Source organism: Arthrobacter sp. NPDC057259 (assembly GCF_042668995.1).
GTDB lineage: Bacteria > Actinomycetota > Actinomycetes > Actinomycetales > Micrococcaceae > Arthrobacter.
In genome coordinates, this window is sequence record NZ_JBHUYA010000008.1 from 132,300 (window position 1) to 145,221 (window position 12,922).

10 protein-coding genes are annotated in these 12,922 nt (G+C 69.6%); 5 read left to right on the plus strand and 5 right to left on the minus strand.

All coding sequences use genetic code 11. The features are described from left to right. Positions 1-26: 26 nt before the first annotated feature. Genes hpaE through ACFUCU_RS13925 form a run of 3 tightly spaced genes read right to left on the minus strand, consistent with a single transcriptional unit; the run spans position 27 to position 3,749 of the window. Positions 27-1,553, minus strand: a complete 1,527-nt coding sequence (hpaE, locus tag ACFUCU_RS13915) for a 5-carboxymethyl-2-hydroxymuconate semialdehyde dehydrogenase (RefSeq protein ID WP_377973123.1) — start codon at positions 1,551-1,553, stop codon at positions 27-29. A 44-nt stretch (positions 1,554-1,597) separates the two neighbouring features. Continuing rightward, entirely contained in the window at positions 1,598-2,278 is a 681-nt protein-coding gene (locus ACFUCU_RS13920; protein ID WP_377973124.1) for a GntR family transcriptional regulator, read from the minus strand. Continuing rightward, a complete protein-coding gene (locus ACFUCU_RS13925; RefSeq protein ID WP_377973125.1) occupies positions 2,271-3,749 on the minus strand; it encodes a fumarylacetoacetate hydrolase family protein in 1,479 nt (492 codons plus the stop codon). The genes ACFUCU_RS13920 and ACFUCU_RS13925 overlap by 8 nt, the downstream gene beginning before the upstream one ends. A gap of 251 nt (positions 3,750-4,000) precedes the next feature. On the opposite strand from ACFUCU_RS13925, the gene ACFUCU_RS13930 reads away from it, so the two are divergent. Beyond that, a complete protein-coding gene (locus tag ACFUCU_RS13930) occupies positions 4,001-5,902 on the plus strand; it encodes an FAD-binding monooxygenase (protein WP_364138657.1) in 1,902 nt (633 codons plus the stop codon). Between the two features lie 198 nt (positions 5,903-6,100). Next, positions 6,101-6,334 (plus strand): hypothetical protein, encoded by a 234-nt coding sequence (locus tag ACFUCU_RS13935; protein WP_364138655.1) that lies wholly within the window; start codon positions 6,101-6,103, stop codon positions 6,332-6,334. Positions 6,335-6,420: 86 nt separating this feature from the next. On the opposite strand, the gene ACFUCU_RS13940 is transcribed toward ACFUCU_RS13935, so the two are convergent. Further along, positions 6,421-7,947, minus strand: coding sequence for a sodium:solute symporter (locus ACFUCU_RS13940; RefSeq protein WP_377973126.1), 1,527 nt, complete (start codon positions 7,945-7,947; stop codon positions 6,421-6,423). A 270-nt stretch (positions 7,948-8,217) separates the two neighbouring features. Here ACFUCU_RS13940 and ACFUCU_RS13945 point away from each other — a divergent pair, with 270 nt between their 5' ends. Then, positions 8,218-8,793, plus strand: coding sequence for a helix-turn-helix domain-containing protein (locus ACFUCU_RS13945; protein WP_377973127.1), 576 nt, complete (start codon positions 8,218-8,220; stop codon positions 8,791-8,793). A gap of 127 nt (positions 8,794-8,920) precedes the next feature. Here ACFUCU_RS13945 and ACFUCU_RS13950 read toward each other — a convergent pair whose 3' ends face one another. Further along, positions 8,921-9,733, minus strand: a complete 813-nt coding sequence (locus ACFUCU_RS13950; protein ID WP_377973128.1) for a DUF559 domain-containing protein — start codon at positions 9,731-9,733, stop codon at positions 8,921-8,923. A 329-nt stretch (positions 9,734-10,062) separates the two neighbouring features. Here ACFUCU_RS13950 and speB point away from each other — a divergent pair, with 329 nt between their 5' ends. Both speB and ACFUCU_RS13960 read left to right on the plus strand, forming a co-directional pair. Continuing rightward, complete coding sequence (gene speB / locus ACFUCU_RS13955; RefSeq protein WP_377973129.1) at positions 10,063-11,154, plus strand: agmatinase; 1,092 nt, start codon at positions 10,063-10,065, stop codon at positions 11,152-11,154. Beyond that, positions 11,151-12,815, plus strand: a complete 1,665-nt coding sequence (locus ACFUCU_RS13960) for a thiamine pyrophosphate-binding protein (protein WP_364138645.1) — start codon at positions 11,151-11,153, stop codon at positions 12,813-12,815. The genes speB and ACFUCU_RS13960 overlap by 4 nt, the downstream gene beginning before the upstream one ends. The last annotated feature ends 107 nt before the right edge of the window (positions 12,816-12,922 follow it).

Genomic DNA, 12,922 nt, shown 5'->3' on the forward strand with positions numbered 1-12,922 from the left:
GGGCAGGTGAGCGCTGGCTGGAAGACTCAGGCGCCGAACTTGGGCGTGTGGACCTTGCCGAGGGTGATGTGGACGGCCTGCTGGTCGGTGTAGAAGTCGATCGAGCGGTAGCCGCCCTCGTGGCCCAGCCCGGAGGCCTTGACGCCGCCGAACGGGGTGCGCAGGTCGCGGACGTTGTGGCTGTTGAGCCACACCATGCCGGCCTCGACGTTCTGTGAGAAGGTGTGCGCGCGGGTCAGGTTCTGGGTCCAGATGTAGGCGGCGAGCCCGTACTTGGTGTTGTTGGCCAGGGCGAGGGCCTCCTCGTCCGTGTCGAACGGGCTGATGGCGACGACGGGGCCGAAGATCTCCTCCTGGAAGATCCGGGCGTCGGGGGCGACGTCGGCGAAGACGGTCGGGGCGATGTAGTTGCTGTTGTCCAGGCCCTCGGGAAGGTTCTCCGGGCGGCCGCCGCCGGCCAGCAGGCGGCCCTCGGTCTTACCGATCTCGACGTAGGAGGCCACCTTCGCGTAGTGCTCGGGATGGACCAGCGCGCCGACCTCGGTCCGGGGGTCCTGCGGGTCGCCGACGACGATGTTCTTCGCCCGGGCGGCGTACTTCTCGCAGAACTCCTCGTAGATGGGGCGTTCGACCAGGATCCGGGACCCGGCGGTGCAGCGCTCGCCGTTGAGCGAGAAGACGCCGAACAGGGCGGAGTCGATCGCGGCGTCCAGGTCCGCGTCGGCGAAGACGACGCAGGGGGACTTGCCGCCGAGCTCCATCGAGAGGCCCTTGAGGTTCTCAGCGGCGTTGCGGAAGATCGTCTGGCCGGTGGTGGTCTCGCCGGTGAAGGAGATCAGCGGGACGTCCGGGTGCTTGACCAGCGCGTCGCCGGCCTCCTCGCCCAGGCCGTTGACCAGGTTGAAGACGCCGTCCGGGAGGCCTGCGTCCTTGAAGATCGTTGCCCACAGGGAGGCCGAGAGCGGGGTGAACTCGGCCGGCTTGAGCACCACCGTGTTGCCGGTGGCCAGGGCCGGGGCGAGCTTCCAGGACTCGAGCATGAACGGGGTGTTCCACGGGGTGATCAGGCCCGCGACGCCGATCGGCTTGCGGTTGACGTAGTTGATCTGCGCGCCCGGGACCTTCATGGCGTCGTCGAACTGGGCGACGATCAGGTCCGCGAAGAAGCGGAAATTCTCGGCCGCACGGAGGGCCTGGCCCTTGGCCTGGGTGATCGGCAGGCCGGTGTCGAAGGTTTCCAGCTCGGCGAGACGGGCCTCCTGGGCCTCGACGGCGTCGGCGATCCTGTTCAGTACCCGGGCGCGCTCGCGGGGCTTCATCGTCGGCCAGGGTCCGTTGGTGAAGGCCTCGCGGGCGGCGGCGACGGCGAGGTCGATGTCCTCCTTCTGGCCGGCGGCCGCGGTGGCGTAGGTCTGGTTGGAGGCCGGGTCCAGGACGTCGAAGGTCTTCCCGGACACGGAGTCAACGAACCGGCCGTTGATGTAGTGCTGGATGGTGGTGGGGAGGTCCTCCGGAACGTGCCGGGTGACGGTGGTTTCTGCAGGAGTCGTCATCGTTGAAGTCCTATCTGGTGATCGGTGGTCAGTCAGTGAGTCAGTCAGTGGTTGGTCTGGGCGAGGTAGGCGTCCAGGGTGGCGCTGCGGTGCCGGCGGGCAGCCTGCTCGATCTCGTCGGCGTCGGCACCGTCCTCGATCAGCCGCAGCAGCGCCTCGTGCTCCTCGACCGATTCGCTGGCCCGGCCCGGGACGAAGCGGAACGTGGAGGACCGCAGCGCGGCGAGGCGGTTCCAGCCCCGGTGCACCAGGTCCAGGATGTGCGGGTTGGGGCAGTGTTCGAACAGGACGCTATGGAAGTCCTGGTTCAGCCGGGTGAACCGGACGGGGTCGAAGTGCTCCAGGCACTCGCGCATCTTGGCGTTGACCGCCCGGGCCCGGGCCACGTCCGCGGCGCCGATCAGGGGAGCGGACAGTGCGGTCGCGGCACCCTCGACGATGCTGAGGGTCTGCATCGTGTAGAGGTACTCGGTGGGGTCGATCCCGGCGACGGTGGCGCCGATGTTCCGCTCGAACGTCACCAGTCCCTCGGCCTCGAGCCGCCGGATCGCCTCCCGGACCGGGACCACGCTGACGCCCAGGTCCTTGGCAATGGCGCCGAGCACCAGCCGGTAGCCGGGGGAGTAGCTGCCGTCCACGATCCTGGCCTTGACCGCGTCGTAGGCCTGCTGGGACTTGCTGGCGGCAGCGGTGGTTCCGGCGCCCGGCGCGGCGGTCTCAGTCACGGGGCTGCTCCGCGTCCCAGGCTTCGTACTTCCCGCGCCAGGCGGCGTCGAGCGGGTAGAGGCCGTCCACGCTGTGCCCCTGGGCCACCATCTCGGCGATGAAGGCCTCCTCGCGTTCCTGGGCGATGGAGTCCTCCGCCAGTTCCGCGGCGAGAGCCGGTGGGATCACCAGGATGCCGTCGGCGTCGGCGACGATGATGTCCCCGGGCTGGACGGTGGTGCCGCCGCAGGCGATGGTGATGTCCGTGTCCCAGGGGACGTGCCGGCGGCCCAGGACGGCGGGATGCGGGTTGGCGAAGTAGGTGGGCATCTCCAGGGCGGCGACGGCGGACAGGTCGCGGACGCCGCCGTCGGTGATGATGGCGGCCGCGCCGCGGACCTGGGCGCGGAGGGCCAGGATGTCCCCGACAGTGCCGGTGCCCTTCTCGCCGCGGGCCTCCATGACCAGGATCTCGCCGTCGTTGACCGTGTCGATGGCGCGCTTCTGGGCGTTGAAGCCGCCGCCGTGGGTCTTGAAGAGGTCCTCCCGGTTGGGCACGTAGCGCAGGGTCCGGGCCAGGCCCACGATCCGCTTTCCGGGGCGGGTGGACTGGAGCCCGTCGATGCTGACGTTGTTCAGGCCGCGCTTGCGCAGTTGCGAGGACAGGGTGGCGGTGCAGACGCTCTCGAGCTTCCCCTTCAGCTCGGGGGACAGGGCAGGTGCGGTGTTTTCGGCGGTACCGGTCTCGGGGAGGCCGGCCGCCGCGCGGGAGCCGTAGGCCTCCTCGCGCTGGGTGTCATCGGCCTTGGGCCCGGCGCCGAAGTCGGCGAACGGCGTCGTTCCCTCGGTCACTGCGGTGCGCAGCCGGCCGGTGCTGTGCGCGCCGCCGCTGACTTCGACCTCGACGACGTCGCCGGGCCGGGCCACGGAGGCTCCGGCCGGGGTGCCGGTGAGGATGATGTCACCCTCCTGCAGCGTGAGCAGCTGGGAGAGGTCCGCGACCAGCCGGGCGAAGGGGAAGAGCAGGTCCGCGGTGGTGTCGTCCTGGACCAGCTCGCCGTTGTGCCAGGTGCGGATCCGCAGCCCGGCCGGGTCGATGGCGTCGGCCGGGATCAGGGCCGGGCCCACCGGGGTGAACCCGTCGCCGCCCTTGGAACGGACGTTGGAGCCCTTGTCCGCGTAGCGCAGATCGTAGACGCCGAGGTCGTTGCTGGCGGTCACCGCGGCGACGTAGCTCCAGGCGTCCTCGATGCCGATGCGGCGGGCGTCCTTGCCGATGACCAGGGCCACCTCGCCCTCGAAGCCGAGCAGTTCGCAGCCTGCCGGACGTTCGACGCTTGAGCCGGAGAGGGCCAGGGAGGACGATGGCTTCAGGAAATACGAGGGCTGCTCCGGCGTGCGGCCGCGCTGGGCGGCCCGGCTGGGGTAATTGAGGTGGACCGCAATGACCTTCCGTGCCGCGGCCAGGGTGTGGTCGGTGACCTGTTCCAAGAGCTACTCCTCATCGAGTACGAAATCGTATATGATCACTGTCCCCCTGGGAGCGGGGCTCTGTCAACCCCGTCACCGCGGGATATTTCGGGCCACTTGTAAGCTGCGTCATACCTGCCGTACAGTCGACGAGTAGACATAAGCGTTCTATTATCGAACGCAAAATTCTATTATCGAACACCCTGGGGTGGGGAGCCGGTGCACCTCCGGCGCCCGAAGCCCAACGCCACACAACGAAGTGAGGACAGCCCGTGCATTTCCACCACCACGGATACGTTTCCGGTGACCCGCGGGTCCAGCCCGCCGCCGGCGTCGGCCTCGACCGCCCCGACGAGCTGCCCGACCGGATGGACGTGCTGATCGTCGGTACCGGCCCCGCCGGCATGCTGGCCGCCGCGCAGCTTGCCCAGTTCCCCGGCGTCAGTACCCGCATCATCGAACGCCGTCCGGGCCGCCTCGCCATCGGCCAGGCCGACGGCATCCAGGCCCGCAGCGTCGAGACGTTCCAGGCCTTCGGCTTCGCCGAGCGGATCATCGCCGAGGCGTACCGGATCACCGAGATGGCGTTCTGGAAGCCGGACCCGGCCGACGCCACCCGGATCGTCCGCTCCGCCCGCGCCCTGGACGACCCCGCCGGCATCAGCGAATTCCCGCACCTGATCGTCAACCAGGCCCGCGTCCTGGACTACTTCGCCGAGTTCATGGCTAACTCCCCGGCCCGGATGCGGCCCGACTACGGCTGGGATTTCGTCCGCCTCGAGGTGGGGGAGGGCGACTACCCCGTCACCGTCACCCTCACCCGCACCGCCGGGCCCGACGCCGGCACCGAGCGCACCGTCCGGGCCAAATACGTCGTCGGTGCCGACGGCGCCCGCAGCCGCGTCCGCGACTCGATCGGCTGCACCATGGCCGGGGACAAGGCCAACCACGCCTGGGGCGTCATGGACGTGCTGGCCAACACCGACTTTCCGGACATCCGCACCAAGTGCGCCATCACCTCCGGCTCCGGCGGCAGCATCCTGTTGATTCCGCGCGAGGGAGGACACCTGTTCCGCATGTATGTGGACCTGGGTGTGGTCCCCGAGGGCGACGCCGGCGCCGTCCGGCAGACCAGCATCGAGCAGATCATCGCCAAGGCCAACGCCATCATCCACCCCTACACGCTGGACGTCCGCAACGTCGCCTGGCACAGCGTCTACGAGGTGGGCCACCGGCTCACCGACCGGTTCGACGACGTCGTTCCCGCGGACCGCGGGACCCGCACCCCGCGGGTGTTCATCACCGGCGACGCCTGCCACACCCACAGCGCCAAGGCCGGCCAGGGCATGAACGTCTCCATGCAGGACGGCTTCAACATCGGCTGGAAGTTGGGCCACGTGCTCGAGGGACGCAGCCCGGAGGAGCTGCTGGCGACCTACTCAGCTGAGCGCCAGGTGGTGGCGAAGAACCTCATCGACTTCGACAAGGAATGGTCCACCCTGATGGCCAAGAAGCCGGAGGAGTTCAACAGCCCCTCCGAGCTGGAGGACTTCTACGTCAGCACCGCCGAATTCCCGGCCGGCTTCATGACCCAGTACGCCCCGTCCATCCTGATCGGCGAGCCGGTGCACCAGGACCTCGCCGCCGGGTTCCCGATCGGCAAGCGCTTCAAATCCGCGCCCGTCGTCCGGGTCTGCGACACCAACCCCCTGCACCTGGGCCACCAGGCCACGGCGGACGGCCGCTGGCGGATCTACGTCTTCGCAGATCCCGCTGTGGCCGGCGCCCCCTCGCCCACCACGGACCTGGCGGCCTGGCTGGCCGGGGCCCCGGAATCGCCCGTGGCCGCGACGCCCGAAGGCCTGGACCGGGATGCCTGGTTCGACGTCAAGGTCATCTACCAGCAGCCCCACACGGAGGTGGACATCACCGCCGTCCCGGACGTATTCAAGCCACAGGTGGGCCCCTTCGCGCTGACCTACCTGGAGAAGGTCTACGGCACGGACCCGTCCGCGGACATCTTCGACCTGCGCGGCATCAGCCGGGACGGCGCCGTCGTCGTGGTCCGGCCGGACCAGTACGTCGCCACGGTGCTGCCGCTGACGGCGACGGCGGAACTCGCCGCCTTCTTCGCCCCGCTCCTTCCCCGGCAGTCGGCCCTCCCGGTCTCCTGAGGGCGGCGCCAGCCGCGCAGTCCCGCGAATCGCCGCCGGCGCCCCTACGGAACCGGCGGCGTTTCCTTGACCGGAAGCGCGGCCGGTGTTCGAATGAAAACGCCAGGCGGGATTCCCGGCAGGCCCGCCAGCCGCTCCCGGAAACGTGAGCGGAGCAACCGCACACCGCTGCCAGCCCGAGCGCACGGAGGTCGCACCATGGACAACACCGGATCACAGGCCGCCCGGCCGTCGAGGGACTCCGTTGAGTCCGACCCCGACTACGACTTCGCCGACGACGCACCGGTCGAGGACTCGGAGACCGTCGAGGAGGAGCTGCTGGAGGAGGCCGACCAGCGCCTCCCGCTGGACACGGAGGACTTCCTGGGTGAGGACCAGCCCGTCGGGTCGCCGGACGCGGACGAGTTCCGCGGCCCGGAGGACGGCGGGTAGCCCCGGCCCCACACAGCACGACGGCGGCGCCCCCATGGGAGGCGCCGCCGTCGTTCTTAATCCGTCGTTTTAATGCACGCGGATCCTTAGTGCGTGAGAACCGGGACCTCGTCCGACTCCTCCGCCGAACCGCCGGCGACCCGCTGCTGCCACGAGCGCATCACGGCGGCGTCGGTCGGCTTGGTCAGCAGCGAGACCGCCACGTAGACCAGCGCCGAGGCGATCAGGCCGTAGTAGATCGGTTCGTTGGCGTAGATGCCGTCCAGCGGGACCTCTGCGTTGATCTCGAGGATGATCATGGTGCCAAGGGTGATGACCGATCCCACGGCCATGGACGCGGCGGCGGCGATCCCGGTGCCGCGCTTCCAGACCAGGCCGCCCAGGATTGCCACCAGCAGGCCGCCGACCAGGATGTCGTAGGCGATGGTGAGCGCGGCGACGACGTCCTTGGTGATGATCGCGATGACGATCGCCACGACGCCCAGGCCCAGGACCCAGACGCGGTTGGCCTTGACGTCGTGCTCCGGGTTGTCCGTGTCGTCGGTGTTGACGGTTTTGCCGAACCAGCCGGCGACGAAGGGCACGACGTCGGCGCGGGCCACCGTGGCCGCGGCGATCAGGGCGCCGGAAGCGGTGGACATCATGGCGGCGACGGCGGCGGCGAGCACCAGGCCGCCGATGCCGATCGGTAGCAGGTTGGTGGCGACCTCCGCGTAGACCACGTCCTTGCCGAGGGCCTTCACGTCGATGGCGGGCAGGGCCACGCGGGCGCCCAGGCCGATCAGGGCACCGGCGGCACCATAGAGGATGCAGTAGATGCCTGCGGTGGCGCCGCCCCAGCGGGCGACGGAGGGGGTCTTGGCGGTGAACACGCGCTGCCAGATATCCTGGCCGATCAGCAGGCCCAGGGTGTAGACGACGAAGTAGGTGATGATCGTCTGAGCGCCGATGCCGTCGATCTGGAAGAAGCTGGCGTCCACGCGGCTGCGGATCCCCTCCAGGCCGCCCGCGGCGTTGAGGGTGAACGGGAGCATGAGCAGGAAGATACCGACCGTCTTGATCAGGAACTGGACCTGGTCCGCCAGGGTGATGGACCACATGCCGCCGATCGTGGAGTAGACCAGCACGATTGCGCCGCCGACGGCGATCGCGAGCGCCCGGTCCCAGCCGAAGAGCACCACGAAGATGGTGGCGTAAGCGCCGGTGGAGGTGGCGCAGAGCATCAGGGTGTAGGCCAGCATGACGATGCCCGAGGCCTGGGTGGCGCGGCTGCCGTAGCGCAGGGTCAGCATCTGGGAGACGGTGTAGATCTTCAGCTTCTGGATGGTCCCGGCGAAAAGGAGGCTCAGCAGCAGGACGCCCGCGCCGATCGCCACCACCAGCCACATGCCGGAGATGCCGAACTTGTAGCCCAGGCCCACGCCGCCGACGGTGGAGGCGCCGCCCAGGACGACGGCGGCCATGGTGCCGGTGTAGAGGAAGGGTCCGAGCCGGCGGCCGGCCACGAGGAAGTCGCTGTTGTTCTTGGTGCGGGACTTGCCCCACCAGCCGAACGCCAGCATTGCGATCAGATACACCACCACGATGGCGATGTTGAGGAATTGTGCATCCATAGAGGCTCCTTGGAGCGGTTGTGGCAGCCCGCGGGCCGGCCGCGGCACTGCGAAGCGGCCGCCGGATCTGCTGGACGGAAGAACATGCGGAGGGTGCGAGGTGTAACGTTCATTGCCAAATAGGCAACACCTGTTGCCAAACGCTAGATTGTGATGGTGCTTACAGTCAACCTGTGAACGCCGTGTGTCCCAGCGGGGAACGGCCTCGGGGCAACGGCTAGGATTGGCACCAATGCTGGGGCCGCGCGGCCGGCCGTGAAAGGTTCCCATATGAAGGCTCTCCCTGTTGAACCGAGCAACGTTCCGGTTGCCATCGGCTCCAGAATCCGCGCCGCGCGGCAGTCCCAGCGGCTCACCATCGAACAGGTTGCGGACGCCACCGGCCTGACCAAGGGCTTCCTGAGCCGGGTGGAGCGGGACCTGACCTCCCCGTCGGTGAGCTCCCTCGTGACGCTATGCCAGGTCCTCTCCATCTCCATCGGCGACCTCTTCGCCGCCCCGGAGACGCACCTGACCCGACGAGGCGAGGGTCCGCGGATCTCCCTCGGCGGCGAGGGAATCGTTGAGCGGCTGCTCACGGCCCGCTCCGAGCGGCGGCTGCAGATCATCCAGGCCGTGATCGAACCCCGGGGCCGCGGTGAGTCCGAGTTGTACGCCGTGGACTGCGACGTCGACGTCCTGCACGTGGTCAAGGGCAGCATCCGGCTGGTCCTGACCAATGAGGCCTTCGACCTGGCGGCCGGCGACACCGTCACCTTCCCTGGCCGCGAGCCCCACACCTGGATCAACCCCACCGACGAGCCCGTCGAGGTGCTCTGGGTTCTGGTCCCCGCCGCCAGCCAGTAGCTCCCCTCCCCGTACGTTCCTCCCCGGTTGCCTCCGCCCGGCCGGTGTGAGATCGCGGATGGGGCCCGCCGTTCCGCGGGTGGTCTCTGGTGTCGGAGCGGGTAACCGGGCGGGAGCGTACGCCGCCCTAACGTCCGCCCCGGCGGTTCACTGCCAGCGTTGCGCGGATCTCGGCCACGACCCGCTCCGGCTCGAACCATAGGTGTTCGGGCATGTAGCGCAACACGGCGAACCCGTTCAGCGTCGAGGCGTTGTTCCGGCCCAGGTCGCGCCGCAGCGCCTCCCGCCCCGAGTGGAACGCGAAGCCGTCCACCTCGACGATCAGGAATCCCGCCAGAAGGAAGTCCACCCGGCCGATCCCCGCCAGGAAGACCTGCGCCTCGTAGGAGATGCCGTTAGTGCGGAACAGGTGGATGGCGTCCACCTCCACGATCGACTCGGCCCGCAGGTCCAGTTCCCGCAGCACCGTCCGCGCCGTGCCGGAGCGGTCGGCCCGTAGCTGGTCTGCCAGCAACTCCCGCGGCACGCCGAGCAGCCGCATGGCGGAGGTGGCAATCGCGGTGGAGGCCGGCGGGGCGAGGCATCCCAGGGCGTGCAGGACCACATCCTCGACGGCGGCCACCGGCGGTCCCGCAGGTGCCCCGAAGCGGATGGTCCGGTGCCGGATAAAGCCCCCGCCGTGGCCGTGGTTGCAGGCCAGATGGTGGCTGTCCGGGGCGCCGCGGAGCCAGAGCCCGTAGTGGGTGGCGGCGCTCGCGCAGGTCACCCGGGCGTCGTTGAGGACCGCGGCGAGGAACTCGGGGCGGCAGTCGGGGAGGGTAAAGATGCCCCGCCGCGGCTGCCGGACGAGTGCGGCCAGCCGCGCGATATCCCGCCGGGAGTAGCCCGCGGCCAGCAGTTGACCGGTCCGGGCGACGCCGCCGAGCTGTGAGAGGTGCATGAGTGGATCCATGGGACCCAGTCCAGGCCCGGACGGGGCCGCCCGGAACGGGGGAGCGGGTCTATCTGGACAACTCCGGGACCTCCTCCGCCCGGTCCGGCGTGCGATCCTCCCCGGTTACCTCCGCGGCTACCCGATCCCGTCCGGTCCGATCCGCGGAACGACGGGGGTTCGGCCGGCTGGACCGGTATGCGGGTTGGAGTAACTGGGGAGGAACGCACGGGGCCGCCCGGACCAGGCGCTAGAGGTAAACAACAGGTGCGCAGCAGGCAACTCCGAGTGTATGATGACAGTCACATCCACCCCCGTATCCAGAAGGAGACGCCCGCTTGGAAGAGTTGCGCATCGAGGCCAACGGAAACCTTGGCCCCATCGATTCCGCCCGCATCCCCCGGTACGCCGGCGCGGCCACCTTTGCCCGCCTGCCCCGCCTCGACCAGGTGGCCAAGGCGGACGTCACGGTGGTGGGCGTGCCCTTCGACTCCGGGGTGTCCTACCGGCCCGGCGCCCGCTTCGGCGCCAACCACGTCCGCGAGGCCAGCCGCCTGCTACGGCCCTACAACCCGGCCTGGGACGTCAGCCCGTTCGAGAACCTGCAGGTGGCCGACGCCGGCGACATGGCCGTCAACCCGTTCAACATCAACGAGGCCATCGAGTCCATCCAGCAGAACGCGCTGGACCTGACCGCCGCCGGCAGCAAGCTGTTGACCCTCGGCGGGGACCACACCATCGCCCTGCCGCTGCTGCGCGCCGCCGCCGAACGCACCGGCCAGCCCGTGGCCATGCTGCACTTCGACGCCCATCTGGACACCTGGGACACCTACTTCGGCGCCGAGTACACCCACGGCACCCCCTTCCGCCGCGCCGTCGAAGAGGGCATCCTCGACACCGAGGCGATCAGCCACATCGGCACCCGCGGCCCGCTCTACGGCAAGAAGGACCTCGACGACGACCACCGCTTCGGCTTCGGCATCGTCACCTCCGCCGACGTCTACTACCAGGGCGTGCTGGAAACCGTCGCCAAGGTCCGCGACCGGATCGGCAACCGCCCGCTCTACATCTCCGTCGACATCGACGTCCTCGATCCGGCCCACGCTCCCGGCACCGGCACCCCGGAGGCCGGCGGCCTCACCAGCCGCGAACTGATCGAGATCATCCGCGGCTTCCGCGGCATGAACCTCGTGGGCGCCGACGTCGTCGAGGTCGCCCCGGCCTACGACCACGCGGACATCACCGGCGTCGCCGGCAGCCACGTCGCCTACGAACTGGTGACCCTTATGGCGGATAACGCGGACGAAGGCGGTCCGACGTCGGGCAACGGCTACGCGGCGCAGGCGCTGGGCCGCGAAAACCGCCGCCCGGCCGGCTTTGCTGCCGCTCCCGCCCAGGCCCCGGCCGCATCCGCGGAGGCGGCCCGATGAGCGGCGTCCGCAACGGCGGCGACCTCGTCGTCGAAACCCTGGAAGCGCTCGGCGCCAAAACCGTCTTCGGCATCCCCGGCCAGCACGCCCTGGGCCTGTTCGACGCCATGGGCCGCGGCAACCTCCAGTTCGTCTCCTCCCGGGTGGAAAACAACTCCGCCTTCGCCGCGGACGGCTACTCCCGCGCCACCGGCGAGGTCGGCGTGCTCTTCCTCTCCACCGGCCCGGGCGCCCTGACCTCCCTGGCCGGCCTGCAGGAGGCCTACGCCACCGGCGTGCCCATGGTCGTGGTCGCGAGCCAGATCCCGTTGGAGGGACTCGGTGCCCGGCGCAAGGGCATGCTTCACCAGCTCGATGACCAGAAGGCCTCCGCCGCCAACGTCACCAAGAGTCAGCGGCTGATCCAGCACGCCTCCGGCATTCCTTCCGCCATCCAGGACGCCTGGACCGAGGCCATCTCCTCCCCGCAGGGCCCGGTTTGGATCGAAATCCCGCAGAACGTGCTGCTGGACCCGATCATGGTGCCCCCGGTGGAGGACGCCCTCGCCGAGGCCGCCGATAACCCGCCCCGGGTGGAGTTGGTCCGCGAGGCCGTGAAGTGGCTCGAGGACGCCAAGCGCCCGGCCATCATCGCCGGCGGCGGCACCCGCCGCGGCCACGCGGAGAAGTCCCTGCTGTCGCTGGCCGAGAAGCTCCGCGCTCCGGTGATCTGCACCCCCGGCGGCAACGGTGCCTTCCCCTGGACCCATGAACTCTCGCTGCAGTCCTGGATCGAAGACCAGCACATGACCGAGCTGCTCGAGGACGCCGACGTGCTGATCGTCATCGGCTCCTCGCTGGGCGAGGTCACCTCCAACTACTTCACCTTCGAGCCGCGCGGCCGGATCATCCAGATCGACGCCGAACCCCGCGTGCTCGAGTCGAACCGGCCGGGCCTGGGCATCCGGGCCGACGCCGGGCAGGCCCTCGCCGCCCTGGACGAGGCTTTGACCGAACCCCACGGGGAACGCGCCGACTGGCACGGCACCCCGCCGGAAACCCTGGTCAAGGACACCCTCGCCAAGGTCCGCGCCCGGCTGGAGTCCCAGGACCTCGGCAAGGAACTGCAGTTCATGGCGGAGATCCGCGAGGCGGTCCCCGCCACCATGCAGACCTTCTGGGACATGACCATCTCCGCCTACTGGGCCTGGAGCTGCTGGGACGCCCGCGAGGGCCAGTTCCACTCCGCGCAGGGCGCCGGCGGCCTGGGCTTCGGCTTCCCCGCCGCGATCGGCGGGGCGGTGGGCCTCGAGACGACAGGGCGGTCCGGCGCCTCGGCAAGGGTCCTGGCGGTCTCCGGCGACGGCTCGGCAATGTACTCCATCTCCGAGCTCGCCACGGCCAAGCAGCACAACGTCCCGGTCACCTGGCTGATCGTCGACGACGGCGGGTATGGCATCCTGCGCGAGTACATGGTGGGCGCCTTCGGCAAGGCCACCGCCACCGAACTCGCGCGGCCGGACTTCGTCAAGCTCGCCGAGGCGTTCGGCGTTCCCGCGGTGCGGGTGGCCCCCGAGAACGTGGGGGAGGCGCTCAAGGCCGGCTTCGCCGCGGACGGCCCCAACGTCGTCGTCGTCGAGACCCTGCTCAAGATGTTCGCCCCTACCCACTTGGACGTCTAAAACCAGCAGAACGAAAGGCCCCGATCCACCCGGATCGGGGCCTTTCGCCGTCTCCGGAGGACCCTCATGGCAGCCCCATGGCAGGTCCGCGAAGCCCATCACGAACG